We start from the raw sequence: 19,340 nt of genomic DNA on the forward strand, positions 1-19,340 counted from the left end.
TTTGCACTTTAAATTTGATTTATGGGAGAAATAAAAAAGCGCTGGTTTTATTTAATAATGTTAGCGATTATTTGGGGGAGTTCATTTATTTTAATGAAAAGAGGATTAGAAAATTTTACTCCGATGCAAATGGGAGCTTTAAGAATAATTTTTTCATCTGTTATTTTGATTGCTTTTGGATTTAAAAATATTTCAAGAATTACGAAAAAACAATGGTATTATGTTAGTCAAGCTGCATTTTTAGGAACTTTTTTTCCAGTATTTTTGTTTGCTTTCTCTTTAAAAAAATTAGACGGTGGTTTAGCTTCAATATTAAATTCACTAGTACCTCTTTACACTTTAATAATAGGAGTTTTATTTTTTAAATTTATTTTTAATAAAAAACAAATAATAGGAGTTTTAGTAGGTTTAGCAGGGACTATTTTATTGATTTTGGAAGGAGCTAACTTGAACCCAGAACAGGATTTATTGTCTGTTGGTTTTATTTTATTAGCATCTTTGGGTTATGCTTTAAATGTAAATATTTTAAAAAGAAAATTAGCAGATTTAGATGCTTTTGCTTTAACAGTTGGAGTTTTTACAATTTTATTATTTCCTGCTATAGGGATGCTTTATTTTTCAGGATTTTTCAACATAACAGAATTTTCCTCTGAGCATCAAATGTCCATTTTTTATATAATAGTTTTAGCTTTTATTGGAACAGCACTTGCTAAAATTTTCTTTAACACACTTGTACAGATTTCTACACCTATTTTCTCTACATCGGTTACTTATTTAATTCCGATTGTAGCAGTTTTATGGGGGATTTTCGATGGTGAAAAAATATCAATACTTCAAGTACTTTCTTCTGGAATAGTTTTAGGAGGAGTGTATATGGTAAACAAAAATAAAGCTGAAGTAAAATAATACTTCAGCTTTAAATATTTTTAAAATAGAATAGATTATTCGAAATCTTTATCTGATAATTCTTCGTTTAATTTGATTTCAGTATACTCAAAGCTTAATTTTTGAGGACCAGAAATCATTCCCATTTTAGTTGGGATTTTTACACCATCAAAATCTTTATAATCACTAAAAGAAATTGTTGTAGTAATTTTTTGTCCCATTGCTTCTTGAGTAGAAGATGTTTGAACTAAGAAACCAGAATTTACATCAAATAACATTTCTGCTTTTTTACCATCTTTATCAGTTACAACCATTTTGTATGCTTTACTTCCGTTGAATGGAATAATTCCATCTAAAGATAAATCTTTACCTTCTTCAGTTAAATACATTACTGGGAACATAGATTTAGATTCTTTCTTTTGAGCCAACACATCAGGAGTCATGTCAATTTTCATTCCTTGTTGCATCATATATCCTTTCTCTCCGTTGAATACAGATTTCATTAAAGTTCCCATTCCTGGTGCTTCTAATTCCATGTATTCTTTATTTGGATATGCCATTTTTTGAGTAGCTTGAATTTCAAATGGAGCTCCTTCAGCTTTTACTTTTCCTTTTTGAGATAAAGTTTTAACAGCCATTAATTTTTCTTTACCACCAATAGCATCCACATAGTTATTGATTACTGATTCTGCAGTAACTCCAGCAGGAACAGGCATTGTTAACTCTGGCTTTTCAGCTGGGTTAGCTTCTGTATCAAAATATTTGATTGGGTAAGGAAGTTTTTCTAATCCTGGTAAAACATCTAAAGCTTTTCCTACGATCACAATTCTTGTGTTGTCATAGTTAAAGTATTTTTGAGCAGCTTTTTGAATATCTTCTACAGTAACAGCGTTGATTTTCTGTAAGTAAGTCTCATAGAAATCTTCTGGTAAATCATTTGTGATGATGTTTAAAGCGTATCTAGCAACTGTTGAAGGTCTTTCGATAGCTAATACGAAGTTTCCAGTATAAGCAGCTTTTGCGTTGTTTAATTCTTTCTCAGAAACTTTTTCAGTTCTGATTTTTTTGATTTCTTTCATGAACTCAACAACAGCACTATCTGTTACCATGTTACGCACACTTGCAGAAGCACTAAATAAAGACTCAGCATCTCTATCTGATCCAATTCTTGAATAAGCTCCGTAAGTAAATCCGTGAGCTTCACGTAAGTTTAAGAAAAGACGAGCTTCTCCACCACCACCTAAGATTTTGTTTGCTAAAAGAACAGCAAAATAATCTGGGTCAGATACTTTTAAGTTTACAGTATTGATAACGCTAACTTCTGATTGAGAAGCATTTGGTAAGTTGATAAAATCAATCTCTGTTTTTGCAACAGCAGGAACTTTAGGAAGCTCAGTTGTAGGAACTTCTCCTTTTTCCCAAGATTTGAAATATTTCTTGATTAATTTTTTAACTTTTTTATACTTAACATCTCCAATTACAACAATATAAGCATTGTTTGGCTTGTAGTAAGTGTTGTATAATTTTTCAACATCTGCTAAAGTTACATTTTCTAAAGTTTTTTCAGAAGTAAACTCTCCGTATGCGTGGTTTTTTCCGTAAGAGATAGCTCTTCTTACTTTTCCAGCGATAGCAGAAGCACTTTTAGCATCTGATTTTAAACCTTCAATGATTTGTTCTTTTTGCTTGTCAAATTCTTCCTGAGAAAATTTAGGGTGTAAAGCCTGATCAGCTAACATCGCTAAAACTTCTGGGAAATATTTTGATAAACTACTCATAGATGCACCTGAACTAGAGAAATTCACTCTTGCTCCAAGGTAATCTACTTCCTCATTGAATTTATCTTTAGAAGTTGCTTCACTTCCTGAACCTAATAAGCTAGATAATAAAGAGCTTACTCCTGCTTTATCTCCTTCAAAAAGAGGTCCGTTGTCAATAGATAATGACATTGAAACTCTTGGTAATTTATGATTTTCTACAACTAAAACTTTTAAACCATTTTTAAGAGTAAATTCTTTTGGTTCTTCAAGTTTAATTGTTGGAGCAGGACCAGGTTTAGGTTGAACATTTCTATCCTGTGCGGTCATACTTAACGTTACGAATAATATTGTTATTATTGATAATATTCTTGTTTTCATCGTTCTAATACTTTAGCTTATTTATTTTTTTTCTGTTGGAAGATATTCTAATGTTAGACGTTGGTTAGGGTTCAAATATTTCTTTGCAACCTCACGAATTTCTTCTCTTGTAATAGAGTTATAGATATTTACTTCATTGTTAATAAGGTTGATGTCTCCGTATAACATGTAATATCTAGCTAAAGAATTAGCAATTCCTTCAATACTTGAATTTGAATTTACAAAACGATTTTCAATTTTGTTTTTTAATTTTTCAAATTCTCTTTCAGAAATTAAATTAGTTTGTAAATCTACGATTTCTTTATCGATTTCACTCTTTAATTCATCTAAAGTAACATCTCCTAAAGGTAATCCGTAAATGATGTATGCTCCATAATCTTCTTGACTAAAGCTAAATGCTCCAATTTGTAAAGCTTTCTTTTGCTCATCAACGATTTTCTTGTATAAACGAGAACTTTTTCCATCAGATAAAATAGTAGAAATCATGTCTAAGATATAAGCATCTTTTTCTTTCATAGAAGGAGTTCTATAAGCTTCTACTAAAGCAGGAATCTGAATGTTTGGATCATGATAAGTAGCGTGAATTTCCTCAGTGATAGGATCTTCTTTAATTACTTTTCTTGTTACCTCTTTTCCTTTAGGAATAGGTCCAAAATAAAGTTGGATTAATTTTTTAGTTTCAGCGATATCAATATCTCCAGCAACAACTAATACTGCGTTGTTTGGTACGTAAAATTTATCGTTAAAAGCTAAAAACTCATCTAAAGTTGCAGCATCTAAGTGATCCATAGATCCGATAGTTGCCCAACGGTAAGGGTGTTTTTTAAATAAGTTTTTCTTTACCTCTGCTAAGAAGTTTCCGTAAGGAGCATTGTCTACTCTTAATCTTTTCTCTTCTTTTACAACTTCGTTTTGTGTGTCTACACCAACTTGATTAATTACTGGGTGAAGCATTCTTTCAGACTCCATCCATAATCCTAATGCTAAATTGTTAGATGGAAAAACTTCGTAGTAATAAGTTCTATCATCAGTAGTGTTTGCATTGTTTTTTCCTCCGTTAGAAGTTACCATCTCAAACCACTTTCCTCTTTCGATGTTTTTTGTTCCTTCAAATAAAAGATGTTCGAAAAAGTGTGCGAATCCAGTTCTTTCTGGATCTTCATCCTTCGCTCCAACGTGATACATTACTGAAGTTGTCACAACAGGAGCTGAATTGTCCTTATGTAATACAACGTGCAGACCATTGTCTAAGTCGTATTCCTCAAAATCTACTTTTTGTGCCATAGTTACATTCGCCATTAAGGTTGCGACGGCTAGACCTATAAAACTTTTTTTCATAATTAATTATTAGATAAAACAGTTTTCAAAATTACTTATTTAAATCTGTTAAACACTAAGTTTAGCATATTTAATTAACAGTAAAATTGATAAATACTTTACATAAATTAGTGTTTATTTTCAATTCTTGTTTATACAAACAAGAATTGATTTCTTCATCAGACTTCTGTTTTATAAAAATGTTACAGAAATGATTGATTATTTTAAGTAAAAAGTTTTTTTAGGAATTCATAGCAATTTTTACCCTAAGCAAAATTTAACCAATTAAGCATTCTCTTTTCATTATAATTTGACTTTAAAAACCCAGCAAAGTCTTGCGCATTTTTTCCCCTACGGCTTGAAATATTTTGTCTAAAAAACAATCTATTTTGCCCTTCTATTTTGCCCCAAATTTTACTTTTTTTCAAAAAATAAATAGATTGTTTTTTATCTGATTTTTCAAATATTTCGATGCAAACTTAGAGAGAGAATTTGGATTGAAAAATTGTTTTATATACAAAAACTTAAATTTTTTATTAAAATTTATAAATTTTACAAATATTAATGTATTGATTTTTAGATGTTTATTTATGTTTTGTGATTTTGCTTAAGTTCAGTTGTGTTTTTACATTATATTTGTAATTGAAATTGCATGATTGAGTAAAAAACATAAATTGAAAAAAGGAAATAGGTCGATTAATAATGTTGTTTAGGAAAATTTTTTTATTCATATTCTACTTTTTTTGTATGAATTCTTTTGCCCAAATTAATGTGGGAGAATTCCTCGAAAAGGAGTATAAAAATATTAGGGAAAAGTATATACAAAAATCAAAGAATGATTCCGTAAAGAAAAAATATATTGAACTGTACATTGGTAAAGGAAAGAAAGAAAATAATATGTTTCGAATTGCAGATGGTTATCAAATGCAGTACTTATTAAGTGAAAAAAAAGCTACAAAATATTTAGATAGCATACTTGAGATAAATGGAGATTCAGAAAATAATTTTTCTTTTTATGCTCATGTCCAAAAAGGACTTCATTATTATGAAAAAAGAAACTATATAAAAGCTTTAGAGCATTATATAAAATCTGCGAAAATTGTTGAAAAAATAGATGATAAGTCTGAATTTCTAGATTTAAAATTCAAAATAGCTGTTGCTAAAATGAATCATAATTTGAAAGAGGAAGCTTCTATGGATTTTCTGGAGTTTTATACTAATTGTAAGAAAGAGAAAGATTATGATTGGTTGGAGAAAAAATCATTATCGAATCTGGCAAAGGTATTTTTAAGTTTAAAAAAAACAGATTCTGCTAAAATTTATCAAGATGTTTGGGTGCATAAATTTTACACAAAATCAACAAATGAAGAGAAGTTTAATTCTTTGATTCGTTGGGCTGAATATTTTTATCAAAAAGAAAATTATCAATCTTCTTTAGATTCTTTGAATAAAGCATTAAAAATGTTTCATGAAGACACTAGTTTAAAATCTAATGATGAACAAGATCTTTACTATTTACTTTATTTAAACCATGCTAAAATTTACAATAATAAAGATGTGAAGTTTTTATTAAAATCAGATTCGATTATAAGTAGTGAAGGATGGAGTATTAATCAAAATAGTTTGAGAATTTATCCGCTTTTAGTTGATTATTATAAAAATCATGACACTGATAGAAATATTAATGAACAGATTAAGTTCACAGGAGAATTGATTAAATATGATAGTGTTATAGATGTAAATAATAAAAGTATTGTCAATCAATTAAAGAAGTTTTATTTAGATAATCATAATAGCGAAAAAGAGAAATTAGAACAAGAAGTTTCAAAAGCTAAAAGTCAAAAGAATATTTTAGAAATTATTACAGTTTTACTTTTAGTAAGTGGTTTTGGTTTGTTTTTTAGAAAAAAGTTTAAGTTTCAAAAGAAAAAGGTTGAAAGGAAGATTGAAAAAAAGGTAATAAAGGAAGTTAAAAAAGAAAGTAAAAAAGAAACGAAACGTACAATTCGAAATCTAGAAAATGGTTTGTCTGAAAACTATGTTTTAGAAACTTTGGAGAAGTTGAATCAATTTGAAAAATCAAAAAACTTTATCAAAAAAAAATACACACTTCAAATTTTAGCAAAAGAGCTTGAAACTAATAGTACATATTTATCGAAAATAATCAATCAAGAAAAAGGGGAGAGTTTTTCAAATTATATAAATAATCTAAAGATTTCATATATCACGGAAAAGTTGGAAAAAGACTCGAAGTTTAGAAATTATACGATAAAAGCTCTTGCGGAAGAAGCAGGTTTCAATACTACACAAAGTTTTACGAAAGCCTTTGAGAAAAAACACCAGAAATCGATTTTAGATTTCATTGAAAAATTAGAAAATAGTTAATGAGAAATATTTTAATGATAATATCTTTCTTTTTGGGAATTAATTGTTTTGCACAGATTGATACAGAAGAATTTATAAAGAAAGAATATAGAGATATTGATGATAATTATATTATAACTGCGCTTAATGATTCAATCCGAAGAAGATATATAGATTTATATATATATAAAGCTAAGAAAGAAAAAAGCGCAATTAAAATAGCAACAGGTTATAAAATTCATTATGAATATTATAAAAATAGATTTAAAGCTGCTCCATATTTAGATAGTATTTTAGCTGTAAAAAACAATCCATATCGCTATTACAATTATTTTGCATATGGAGAAAAAGCAATGTTATATAGGTTTAAAAATGATACAAAAAAAGCTATAGAATATTATAAAAGGGCTGAAGAAATTGCTGAAAAAATAGGTCATGTTTTTGGAGTTTATTGGGTGAAATATGAACTTGCTTCTATAAAAATGAATTATCATCAAAAGGAAGAAGTTGTACAAGATTTGATTGAAGTTTATGATTTTTGTCAAAAGAATGAAGGAGAAAAATATGAATTATTAGAAAATAATACATTAATTATATTATCACGTGTATTACTATTATTAAAGAAAAATGATCTAGCTATAAAATATTTAGAATATTGGCAAGAAAAACATTATAATAATTCTAAAGTATTAAAGAAATATTTTTCCCTTATCAATTGGGGGATTTATCTTCATCAGAAAGAATATTATAAAGCGTCAACAGATTCATTAGCTAAAGGATTAAAACTTCATAATGAATATTTTAAGCTTAAATCAGATGTGCATGAAATTTATTATCATCTGTATTTAAATGATTTAAAGTATTATGGAATAGGAAATATAAAATATTTGTTAAAATCCGACTCTCTATATACAAATACACGTGATACTTTACTTAATCGAAATCGTTTGAGAATTTACCCTCTTCTAATTGATTATTATAGAGATGAATATATTAATGATGTTGAAAAGCAAATATTTTATGCGAATAGATTAATAAAGTTAGACAGCACATATGATGCTAGGAATAAAGACGTTTTAGGTACTTTCAAAAAATATGATATTGAAAAAATAAAAAAACAGAAAGAAGATTTAGAAAAAGAAATTGAAAATGTTGCTAATCAAAAGAGATTACTAGTTTTTATAATATCAATATCTCTATTAATTCTTATTTATTTTTTGTGGAAAAAAAAGCAGAAAAATCGACTAAAGAAAGTAGTCAATAATTCTGAAGATGCTGTTATAGAAAGTGAAAATAATAAAGAGAAGTCGCTATCAAATGATGTAATTGAAGATATTTTAAGTAAACTCGATAAGTTTGAAAAATCTGAAGGCTTTATCAAGAAAAAATATACACTTCAAATCTTAGCAAAAGAGCTTGAAACAAATAGTACATATTTATCGAAAATAATCAATCAAGAAAAAGGGGAGAGTTTTTCAAATTATATAAATAATCTAAAGATTTCATATATCACGGAAAAGTTGGAAAAAGACTCGAAGTTTAGAAATTATACGATAAAAGCTCTTGCGGAAGAAGCAGGTTTCAATACTACACAAAGTTTTACGAAAGCCTTTGAGAAGAAACATCAGAAATCGATTTTAGATTTCATTGAAAAATTAGAAAATAGTTAATGAGAAATATTTTAATGATAATATCTTTCTTTTTAGGGGTTAATTGTTTTGCGCAGATTGATATTGAGAAAATTCTTAAAAAGGGATATAAAGATATTGGAATAAATTACATAATTGCTGAACTTAATGATTCAATCCGTAGAAGATATATAGATTTATATATATACAAAGCTAAAAAAGAGAAAAATCCATACAGAATCGTAAATGGTTATAAAATTGGATATGATTATTCTAAAGATATATTTGAAGGTGCACCATATTTGGATAGTATTTTAGCTGTAAAAGATAATCCAAAACCTTATTATTTTTATTATGCTTATGCTCAAAAGGCAATGTTATGTAGATTTAAAAACGACATAAATAAAGCGATAGATTATTATATTAAATCTCAAAATATTGCTGAAAGTTTAGGAGATACTTTAGGAGTTTATAAGGTTAAGTATGAAATTGCTACAGTAAAAATGAATTATCATCAAAAGGAAGAAGTAGTAGAAGATTTAATAGAAATTTACAATTTTTGTCAAAAAAATAGAGGAAAATTATATGAAAATCTAGAAAAAAGAACCATTGGAATATTAACACGTGTTTTGTTACTGTTGAAAAAAAATGATCAAGCTTATGGATACATGAAATATTGGCAAGAAAGGCATTATGCAAAAGCTAATGTATATCAAAAGTATTTTTTTCTAACAAATTGGGGTATTTATTATCATCAAAAGGAATATTATAAAGCTTCCATTGATTCATTAGCTAAAGGATTAAAAATACACAATGAATATTTTGAACATAAAGCCGATATTCATGAAATATATTATTATTTATACTTAAGTAAGTTAAAGAAAAATGGTTTAGGAAACATAAAACTCCTGTTAAAGTCTGATTCTTTATACATGAATAAATATGATACTATATTGAACCAAAATCGTTTAAAAATATATCCTCTATTAATTGATTTTTATAAACAAAAAGAAGATATAACAAAACAAATATTATATACGGATAGATTAATTATGTTAGATAGTATTTATGATGCTGAAAATAATGATGTTGTAAATAATATTAAAAAATATGATATTGAAAAAATAAAAAAACAGAAAGAAGATTTAGAAAAAGAAATTGAAAAAGTTGCTAATCAAAAGATATTACTAGTTTCTATAATATCAATATCTCTATTAATTTTTATTTATTTTTTGTGGAAAAAAAAGCAGAAAAATCAACTAAAAAAAGAGATAGATAATTCTGAAGGTGTTGTTGAGGAAAGTGAAAATAATAAAGAGAAGTCTTTATCAAATGATGTAATTGAAGATATTTTAAGTAAACTGGATAAGTTTGAAAAATCTGATAGCTTTATCAAGAAAAAATACACACTTCAAATCTTAGCAAAAGAATTAGATACGAATAGTACGTATTTGTCCAAAGTAATCAATCAGAAAAAAGGAGAGAATTTTTCAAATTATATTAATAATCTAAAGATTTCATATATCACGGAAATATTAGAAAAAGAATCAAAGTTTAGAAATTATACGATAAAAGCTCTTGCTGAAGAAGCTGGTTTTAATACTACACAAAGTTTTACTAAAGCTTTTGAGAAAAAGAATAAAAAAACAATAATAAATTATATAAATCAATTGGTAAATGAAAAAGACTAGAAAAATAGAATTAAAAAATATAGAAAAAGTCAAAGAGAAAGATATTTCCGATTTTGAACATGTTAGTTTAGAGTTTGGATTTGATGTAAATCATTCAATACTGTGTATTTCTGGAAAAGATGAAATAGATATTTCAACTAGATTAACTAATATTTAAAGGGGATTATATGAGAACGAATTATTTACTACTGCTATTGTTAGTAATAACAATCAGTTGCTCTGAAAAAAAAGAGACAGTAATTGCGACTGCAGAATTAAGCCCAATTGAATCAATTCAAGAGTATCATGGAATTGAAATCAAAGACTCTTATGAGTTTTTAGAAAATTCTAAAGATTCTTTAGCGAATCTATGGTATAAAGAAAATTCAGAATTAACAAAGAATGTTCTTGATAGAATTCCAAATAAAGAAAAATTATTTGATGATAAAGAATCTCAACAAATTATCTCTAATGGATATATCTATCATTATGCATCTTTTACTAGTAAGTTAGATGTTTTTTATATCAAACTAAAAGAGGATGAAAAAATTCCGAAGTTATTTCTAAAAAAGAAAGGTTCTGAAGAAGAAAAATTAATATTTGATCCAAATTTATATAAAGAGAACTACAAAATTAATTATTTAAAAGTTTCTCCTTCTGGAGATTATGTGATTTTGAGTCTTGCTCCTTTAGGAGAAGTGATTTCAGAACTGGTAGTGTTAGATGTAAATAAAAAAGAAATTATTCCAAATATAAAATTAGAAAATACTTGGTCAACAGGTATTTATGAGTGTTCTTGGCTTCAAGATGAAACAGGATTTACATATATATACATTCCTGATATAAATAAAGACTCCAAAAATTATATCCTTGATACAGAGTCTAGAATATGTTTTTTAGATGGTAGTTTAAAAACAATTTTTTCTAAAAAGAATAATCCCGATTTTAAAATTGAAAGCAAAAAATTTCCGACGGTTATAACAACTGGAAAGAAACATATTTTTGGAGAAGTAAACAGTGTAAGTAAATTTTCGGATACCTATTTTACAACTATTGAAAATGCAAAGAAAGGTGGAAAAAAATGGCGTCCTTTGTTTAAAAGAACAGATTCTATAAAGAAAGTATTTACATATAATTCTAATTTTTATTTTTTAACCTCTAAAGGAAATAATATAGATAGAATTTGTATGACTTCAATTGAAAATCCAGATTTTAAAAATCCTGAAATTTTGATTGAAGCAGATACAGAAAATTTAATCTTAAATTCAAAATTAACAAAAGATGGAATTTATTTTGTGAAATCTAGATTTGGATTGACTTCAGAGCTTTTTGTATATGAATTTTCTACAAGAAAAATTAGAAAAATTGAACTACCGCATCAAGCAAGTAAGATATATTTGAAAAAATTAAATAGTGATTCTTCTGATATTTGGGTTTCAATTTCAAGTTGGGTTTCAGATGCTGAAAGATATTTTTATGATTATAAAACAAACACATTTAAAAGAGATGAGATTTTTCCTACTAACGGTTTTATAGAAATAGAGAATGCAGAAGTTAAAGAAATCGAAATAGTATCTCATGATGGTGAAAAAGTACCTTTATCTCTAATTTATAGAAAGGGAACAAAGCTAGATTCAAATAATAGAACCATGCTATATGGTTACGGTTCATATGGTTCTTCAATCACTCCTAGAGTTAGTACTATAATTAGAGAATGGATTGATAATGGAGGAGTGTATGCAATTGCTCATGTAAGAGGTGGAGGAGAAAAAGGAGCAGATTGGCATATGGCAGGGCAAAAAAGTACAAAACCTAATACTTGGAAAGACTTTATTGCATGTGCAGAATATTTAATAGATAATAAATATACATCTCCTGATAAGTTGGTAATAAAAGGAAGAAGTGCTGGAGGTATTTTAGTTGGAAGAGCCATAACTGAAAGACCTGATCTGTTTAAAGCAGCTGTTGTTGGAGTAGGTCTTTTAAATACTGTAAGAAGTGAATTTGGTCATAATGGTCAAAATAATATAGCTGAATTTGGAACAGTAAAAGATTCTTTAGAATTCCAGTATTTATTAGAGATGGATTCTTATCATCATATTAAACCTAAAACAGATTATCCAGCATTATTAGTTCAAGTAGGAATGAATGATGCAAGAGTTCCGCCATGGCATTCAGGAAAATTTGTAGCTCAAATGAGAAGATTGAATCCAAATCCTAAAAATCCAGTTTTATTTTGGGTAGAATTTGATGAAGGGCATATGGGAGCTTCAACTTCCCAAAAAGGATGGGATGATGATACAAATGAAATGGCTTTTTTACTTTGGCAAACTGGTCATCCAGATTATCAATTAGAAAAATAATTCATTAGCAAAATGTTAAATATTGTTTTTCAGCGAAATAACTATTTAAAACAACGAGGATCTGTTTTGTAGTTTAGATAAAAACGCTTACATTTGCACTCATTTAATAAAAGTTAGTAAATTTATAAACTATGTACGCAATTGTAGAGATAGCAGGGCAACAGTTTAAAGTATCGAAAGACCAAAAGGTTTTCGTTCACCGTTTGCAAGATGAGGTTGGAGCTAATGTAGCTTTCGACAAAGTATACCTTGTAGATAACAATGGACAAATCACTATTGGCGCCCCAGCTATAGACGGAGCTAAAGTAACAGCTACTGTTTTAGATCACGTAAAAGGTGATAAAGTAATCGTTTTCAAGAAAAAACGTAGAAAAGGATACAAAGTAAAGAATGGTCACAGACAATTATTTACTCAAATCCAAATTAACGGAATTGAAGGTATCTAATAAACGATTGTAAAATTAAAGTCTAACTAGAAAAAAATTTAAAACATGGCTCATAAGAAAGGTGTCGGAAGTTCTAAGAATGGTAGAGAATCAGAATCGAAACGTCTTGGAGTAAAAATCTTCGGTGGTCAAGCTGCAATCGCTGGTAACATCATCGTACGTCAAAGAGGAACGAAACACAACCCAGGAAACAATGTTTACATGGGGAAAGATCATACTTTACACGCTAAAGTTGATGGTATCGTGAAATTCCAAAAGAGAAAAGACAACAGATCTTACGTTTCAATCGAACCGTTTGAAGCTTAAGAATTTGTAAGAAAAACATTATAAAAAAGCTCCCTTATGAAAATAAGGGAGCTTTTTTGTTTTATAAAGTTTTCGTTGGAGCTTCCCTTTCCTTCGTTTCAAAAACGCAGGAAAAGGTCAGGCTTTCCGTTACAAGTTTTCTTTTTCCAAAAAAGTTTTTCTAACAAATCCGTGGGCTTCTAAGGTCGCCTCCGTTTTGAAAGAAAAACTAATTTTTGTAAAAAAGAAAAGCTTTCCACTACAATCCTTAAGCCAGCATCTCTAGCAAGTTTTTGGCTTAGGGATTGTAGCGGCATCCTTTTGCGGAGGTACGGAGCAAAAGATATAGCGGAAAGCCCGACCCGAAATGTAATGGAGGGAAAGCCCCAAATAATGACAATAAAAAAATCCCTACTTGAAAAATAGTAGGGATTTTGTATAAAATATTTTAAAGTCTATCACATTTTATCATATAGGAGAATGTTGAATAAATAGTTACACACCCCTAGCCCCTCTCAAGAGGGGAACTAAAATGAAATAATATTTCTTAAGCTTCTTGAGCAACTATTACAGTTGTAAGCTCATCGATAAATCTTTTTAAATCGTCGATTTCTACGTGATCCATCACGATAACTTTGTACCAGTTATTTTCTCCATCATGAGATTCTGGAACTAAACCATGTTTGTGAGCGATATCCGCAGGAACATGATTTGAACGAAGCGTGATGATGTTCATATAAGGATCTCTATAATAAGAAACATTTAGTTTGTCTAATTGCTCACAGAACCAATTTGTTCTTAATAATAAAGTATTGATTTTCTCAAACCATCCGTAGTATCCGTAGCTAAATAAAATTAACCAAACCGCAATCGCATTTGCTCCAGAACGAGATCCTGAAAGTGTTAAATCCATTCCGTCTACATATTGCGCTTCTTTTGTCAATACATTTTCGATTAATCCTTTTCTACATAAAAACACACCAGTTCCGTAAGGAGCTTGTAACATTTTATGTGCATCAATTGTGATAGATGTGATATTTGGATTTTCGAAGTTAATGGTAGATTGACGGTTGCTGATTGGGTAAATAAATCCTCCAAAAGCTCCATCTATATGGATTTTGTAAAGTACTTCGTGCTTTTCTAATACTTTCGCATATAAATCTGGATTGTCTACAGAACCAAACATTGTAGTTGCCATGTTTGATACGATTAGGAAATATTTCTTTCCCTTTGCTACTTGTTCTGCAACGATTCCGTCTAAAACTTCCTCTTCAATTTGTCTAGTTTCAAAATTTACTGGAATACTTACAGCGTCGATATTTAATAAATTTGAACCTTTTGGTACAGAATAATGCGTATCTACAGAAGAAAGAATTACCATTTCATCATGCTTTGCATTGTGGTGATTCATGTAGTAGTTTCTGTAAACCCAAAGAGCTTGAATGTTCGCTTCTGTTCCTCCAGTTGCTATATATCCATCGTATGCATCTTCTTCACTCTTAAAAATATCAACTGCTAAAACTTTGATTACTTCACGCTCTAATTCTTGAGAACCTTTAAAAGCACTTTCCGATTTTCCTGTAGTATGACATCCGATGTTGTTCGGGTTTGCAATATACGTACGAAGAAGTGGAGCATCTTTTAAAAATGGAGCGTTACTGAAAAATACATTTTCATCTAACTTAGAAACAGGATATCCTAAAAATTTACTGTTTTCATAATCGATCGTATCAGTTAATGCTTGATCAATTCTTTTGTTAAGTTCTTGATGTGATTGTTTTATCCAATATTTCATTTTATTCTAGCTTAAAATTTCTATGCAAAGATACTTCAACAAAAAAGAAGATAGTCTGTCAATTGTCATTATTTGGAGATAATTAATTAATTTCGTTTCATGTTAGAAACAATTCAATTACAAGTAAAAACACTACCACAATCGCCAGGAGTTTATCAATATTTTGATAAAGATGAAAACATTATATATATAGGTAAGGCAAAAAATCTTCGCAAAAGAGTTGCTTCTTACTTCAATAAAAATCATGAAAATGGTAAAACAAGGATTTTGGTTTCAAAAATTGCCAACATAAAACACATTGTTGTAGATACAGAAACGGATGCCTTATTGCTTGAAAATAACTTGATTAAGAAGTATAAGCCTAAGTATAATATTCTTTTAAAAGATGATAAAACCTATCCTTGGATTTGTATCAAAAAAGAACGTTTTCCAAGAGTTTTTTCTACAAGAAGAGTGATTAAAGATGGTTCGGAATATTTTGGTCCATATCCAAATGGAAGAACAATTCATGTGTTATTGGAATTGATTAAAGATTTGTTTCCACTTCGTAGTTGTAATTATGATTTGAGTCTAAAAAATGTCAATGCAGGAAAATATAAAGTTTGTCTGGATTATCATTTAGGAAATTGTAAAGGACCTTGCGAGAATTTTCAATTGGAAGAAGATTACAACGAATCAATAAAAGCGATTCGAAATATTTTAAAAGGAAATTTCAAACAATCTGTAGATGCTTTTTCTAAAAAAATGATGGAATTTGCAGAGAATTTGGAATTTGAAAAAGCTCAAGAAATCAAAGAAAAATTAGATTTACTGAAAAACTACCAATCGAAATCTACAGTTGTAAATGCTTCGATTACCAATGTAGATGTGTTTTCTATTATTTCGGATGAAAGTTTTGCTTATGTAAATTATCTGAAAATTGCTAACGGAGCGATTATTCAATCACATACAACAGAAGTCAAAAAGAAACTGGAAGAAACAGATAAAGAAATTTTGGAATTGGTAATGGTAGAAATACGACAGAGATTTCATTCACAATCCAAAGAAATATTTGTTCCTTTTGAAGTGAGTTTAGGAGAAAACGTAAAGATTACAGTTCCGAAACTTGGAGATAAAAAGAAAATTGTAGAATTGTCGGAGCGAAACGCAAAGTATCACAGGCAAGAGCAATTGAAGCAAATTAAAATTGTAGATCCAGATAGGCATGTAAAGAGAATTATGTCGCAGATGAAATTGGATCTAAGATTGAAAGAAGAACCAAGACATATCGAGTGTTTTGATAATTCGAATATTCAAGGAACCAACCCTGTGGCGGCTTGTGTTGTTTTCAGAAATGGAAAACCGAGCAAGAAAGAATATCGACATTTTAATATTAAAACTGTAGAAGGTCCAGATGATTTTGCTTCAATGGAAGAAGTAGTTTTTAGAAGGTATAAGCGTTTGGTAGAAGAAAATCTCGATTTGCCACAACTGATTGTAATTGACGGAGGAAAAGGACAGCTTTCTTCAGCTTTGAAAAGTTTAGAAGTTTTAGGTTTAAGAGGAAAAATAGCAATTATCGGAATTGCGAAACGTCTGGAAGAAATTTATTATCCTGGAGATTCGATTCCGCTTTATTTGGATAAAAAATCGGAGTCTTTAAAAATTATTCAGCAATTAAGAAATGAGGCGCACCGTTTTGGAATTACTTTTCATAGAAAGAAACGAAGTAATGCGGCAATCAATTCGGAGTTGGAAAAAATCGAAGGAATCGGGAAGAAAACAATTGAAGATTTGCTTAGAAAACTTAAATCTACAAAGAGAGTTTCCGAAAGTTCTTTTGAAGAGTTAGAGAAAATAATAGGAAAGTCAAGGGCTACAAGGGTTTTTGATTATTTTGAAAAAAAGAGGAAACTTTAAAATTATTCAAAGTTTCCTAGTTCTAGGATTTATTTTTTAATATTTTTGTAAGACAATTAAAGCATAAAAATAAGTATCTTACACGAAGTGAATTTCCCCTGAAATAAAAAGAAACTTTATTTGTTGTTTAAATATTGTATTGTAGCATCATTTTTGATTTGGCTCGTCTTTCAAAATGAAATTTCTAAAAAAATAAAGGAAATATAAATTTTGAAAGAGGTTTTATAAGTGTATTTCAAAGAAAGTTTCAAAATAAAGTAAAATGAATAGACTATTAGTAGTATTATTTTGTCTAATTGTTAATTTATCTTTTTCGCAGCAAAAATTAGATACCATTAAGAAAAAAAGACCAAAAATTGGCTTGGTTTTAAGTGGGGGAGGAGCTAAAGGTTTCGCACATGTTGGTGCTCTAAAAGTAATTGAAGAGGCAGGTGTGGAGATTGATTATATTGGAGGAACCAGTATGGGAGCTATTGTTGGTTCTTTATACGCTTCGGGATATTCTGCGAAAGAAATTGATTCTTTGATTCGAATTTTAGACTTTGATAAAATACTTCAAGATAAACTTCCTAGAAAAACGTACTCACTTTACGATAAAGAAAATACAGAAAAATATTCATTTACATTCCCTATTTCTAAAGGAAAAGTAGGACTTCCAAAAGCAATTTCTAAAGGACAGAATGTACTTAATCTTCTTACAAGATTAACGCAACATGTGGATACAATCCGAGATTTTTCAAAACTTCCAATTCCTTTTGTTTGTGTTGCAACAGATTTAGAAACAGGAGAAGAGGTGGTTTTAAGAAAAGGATTCTTGCCAGAAGCAGTAAGAGCAAGTAGTTCTTTCCCTACATTGTTGGAGCCTGTAGAATTGAATGGAAGATTATTGATTGATGGAGGAGTGGTAAATAATTTTCCTGTGAATCGTGTTCGTGAAATGGGAGCAGATATTATTATTGGAATAGATGTTCAGAATGAATTAGCAAAAAAAGATGAATTGGATTCTGCTGTGAAAATTCTAAATCAGATTGTTAGTTTTCAGATTTATGCAGAAGATCAGCAAAAAGTAGATGATGTAAATCTTTATATGCATCCTGATATTGATGATTATTCGGTCGTTTCTTTCGATAAACTTTCAGAAATAATTAATGAGGGAGAAATTACTGCCAGAAAATATATTCCACAATTGGAAGAATTGGCGAAAATTCAAGCTTCTGTAAAAAGAGAAAAGATAGATATTTACCATCCAGAACAATTTTTGGTAAAAGAAATCAATATCAATTTTACACCGCACTATACGAGGGATTATATTCTTGGAAAATTAAAAATCAAGGAACATCAAATTATCACGATGGATCATTTGATACAAGGAATTAATAATCTTACTGCAACAAACAACTTCGATACAATTCAGTACGAAATCTTAGATAAAGACGGAGAGATTACCATTAATTTTAATTTAAAAGAAAGTCAGATTGCTACTTATTTACAGTTAGCGGGGCATTATGATAATCTTTTTAAAACAGGAATTTTGGTGAACGTTACTTCTAAACACTTATTGGTGGACAATGATGTGTTTTCTCTAGATGTTGTTGTTGGAGATTATTTAAGATATGATATGCATTATTTTATTGATAATGGATATAACTGGAGTTACGGTTTAAATTCTTTTTATAAAGGTTTTAAAGCAAATTTAGCATACTCAGAAAATATTGAAAATAAATCAGAAGTAAATTACCAACGATTCGAGACACAGGTTTTTTTACAAAGAAGTTTTGAAAAAATTGCAGCAATTGGAGCTGGGTTTGAACATCAAAATAACAGGATTTTTTCTGAAGTAGTCGATTTGCAAGGAAATAGTAAGAAAAGTTTTTATGATAATTCTGATTATGTGAATTTCATTTCTTATTTTAAAATAGATTCTTATGATCATCGAAATTTTCCAAAATCTGGTTTCTTTACAGATGTGAATTTTAGATGGTATTTACTTTCTTCAGATTATGAAAAAAACTTTAATTCTTTTTCACAAATTAGAGGAAAAATAGGAACAGCTTTTACCTTTTTTGATAAACTGACTTTTAAGCCAACAGTAGATTTAGGTTTTACAATTGGAACTAGTGATATCAAAGAATTAAACTTTCAGCTTGGAGGATATGGAGGTAATTATTTAGATAATTTTATTCCTCTCTTCGGTTATGATATCGGAGATTTGAATGATAATAGTTATTATAAAGGAGAATTAGAAGTTCGTTATGAAGTATTAAAAAAGAATTTTATTTCAGTTTATACAAACGTAGCAAAAGTAGATAATGATTTAATTGGAGATTCTCAAGCTTTTAAAGACCTAGAATTAGGTTATGCTTTAGGATACGGATTAGAGACATTTCTTGGTCCTGTTCAAGTACATTATGCATGGTCTCCAAATACTAAAAAAAGAGAATGGTATTTTAATGTCGGTTTCTGGTTTTAGTGGATGGGTAAGTTTTTGGAATTTAGTGATTTATTTCTTCAGTAGTTTTTTTGTTTAAATTAGAGCAATATAAATTTAAA

At 28.8% G+C, this 19,340-nt stretch carries 13 protein-coding genes; 10 read left to right on the forward strand and 3 right to left on the reverse strand.

Annotation, left to right across the window (positions count from 1 at the left end):
- Positions 1–21: 21 nt before the first annotated feature.
- Positions 22–906: a DMT family transporter gene (locus I0K12_RS05320; RefSeq protein ID WP_196885927.1), complete on the forward strand. Its 885-nt coding sequence runs from the start codon at positions 22–24 to the stop codon at positions 904–906.
- A 35-nt stretch (positions 907–941) separates the two neighbouring features.
- On the opposite strand, the gene I0K12_RS05325 is transcribed toward I0K12_RS05320, so the two are convergent.
- Both I0K12_RS05325 and I0K12_RS05330 read right to left on the reverse strand, forming a co-directional pair.
- Entirely contained in the window at positions 942–3,023 is a 2,082-nt protein-coding gene (locus I0K12_RS05325) for an insulinase family protein (protein ID WP_196885929.1), read from the reverse strand.
- 21 nt (positions 3,024–3,044) lie between these two features.
- Positions 3,045–4,361: a M16 family metallopeptidase gene (locus I0K12_RS05330; protein WP_196885931.1), complete on the reverse strand. Its 1,317-nt coding sequence runs from the start codon at positions 4,359–4,361 to the stop codon at positions 3,045–3,047.
- A gap of 876 nt (positions 4,362–5,237) precedes the next feature.
- Here I0K12_RS05330 and I0K12_RS05335 point away from each other — a divergent pair.
- From I0K12_RS05335 to rpmA, 7 genes are all read left to right on the forward strand, one after another.
- On the forward strand, positions 5,238–6,725 hold the full coding sequence (locus I0K12_RS05335) for a helix-turn-helix domain-containing protein (protein WP_196885933.1): 1,488 nt from the start codon (positions 5,238–5,240) through the stop codon (positions 6,723–6,725).
- The gene (locus I0K12_RS05340; RefSeq protein WP_196885935.1) at positions 6,725–8,374 is read left to right on the forward strand and encodes a helix-turn-helix domain-containing protein; all 1,650 of its coding nucleotides are present in this window, start codon (positions 6,725–6,727) and stop codon (positions 8,372–8,374) included. The genes I0K12_RS05335 and I0K12_RS05340 overlap by 1 nt, the downstream gene beginning before the upstream one ends.
- Complete coding sequence (locus I0K12_RS05345) at positions 8,374–10,023, forward strand: helix-turn-helix domain-containing protein (protein ID WP_196885937.1); 1,650 nt, start codon at positions 8,374–8,376, stop codon at positions 10,021–10,023. The genes I0K12_RS05340 and I0K12_RS05345 overlap by 1 nt, the downstream gene beginning before the upstream one ends.
- The gene (locus I0K12_RS05350) at positions 10,010–10,180 is read left to right on the forward strand and encodes a hypothetical protein (protein WP_196885939.1); all 171 of its coding nucleotides are present in this window, start codon (positions 10,010–10,012) and stop codon (positions 10,178–10,180) included. Before I0K12_RS05345 ends, I0K12_RS05350 begins: the two co-directional genes overlap by 14 nt.
- A gap of 10 nt (positions 10,181–10,190) precedes the next feature.
- Positions 10,191–12,365: a prolyl oligopeptidase family serine peptidase gene (locus I0K12_RS05355; protein ID WP_196885941.1), complete on the forward strand. Its 2,175-nt coding sequence runs from the start codon at positions 10,191–10,193 to the stop codon at positions 12,363–12,365.
- A gap of 131 nt (positions 12,366–12,496) precedes the next feature.
- Complete coding sequence (gene rplU / locus I0K12_RS05360) at positions 12,497–12,811, forward strand: 50S ribosomal protein L21 (RefSeq protein ID WP_196885943.1); 315 nt, start codon at positions 12,497–12,499, stop codon at positions 12,809–12,811.
- 45 nt (positions 12,812–12,856) lie between these two features.
- Positions 12,857–13,117 carry a 50S ribosomal protein L27 gene (gene rpmA, locus I0K12_RS05365; protein ID WP_196885945.1) on the forward strand — a complete coding sequence of 87 codons (261 nt, stop codon included), beginning with the start codon at positions 12,857–12,859 and terminating at the stop codon, positions 13,115–13,117.
- 526 nt (positions 13,118–13,643) lie between these two features.
- Here the strand turns inward: rpmA and I0K12_RS05370 are convergent.
- Positions 13,644–14,891 carry a pyridoxal phosphate-dependent decarboxylase family protein gene (locus tag I0K12_RS05370; protein WP_196885947.1) on the reverse strand — a complete coding sequence of 416 codons (1,248 nt, stop codon included), beginning with the start codon at positions 14,889–14,891 and terminating at the stop codon, positions 13,644–13,646.
- A 99-nt stretch (positions 14,892–14,990) separates the two neighbouring features.
- Here I0K12_RS05370 and uvrC point away from each other — a divergent pair, with 99 nt between their 5' ends.
- Both uvrC and I0K12_RS05380 read left to right on the forward strand, forming a co-directional pair.
- Positions 14,991–16,790 carry an excinuclease ABC subunit UvrC gene (gene uvrC, locus I0K12_RS05375; RefSeq protein WP_196885949.1) on the forward strand — a complete coding sequence of 600 codons (1,800 nt, stop codon included), beginning with the start codon at positions 14,991–14,993 and terminating at the stop codon, positions 16,788–16,790.
- A 262-nt stretch (positions 16,791–17,052) separates the two neighbouring features.
- Complete coding sequence (locus I0K12_RS05380; RefSeq protein ID WP_196885951.1) at positions 17,053–19,260, forward strand: patatin-like phospholipase family protein; 2,208 nt, start codon at positions 17,053–17,055, stop codon at positions 19,258–19,260.
- The last annotated feature ends 80 nt before the right edge of the window (positions 19,261–19,340 follow it).

The organism is Aureivirga sp. CE67 (assembly GCF_015767245.1).
Classification (GTDB): domain Bacteria; phylum Bacteroidota; class Bacteroidia; order Flavobacteriales; family Flavobacteriaceae; genus Aureivirga.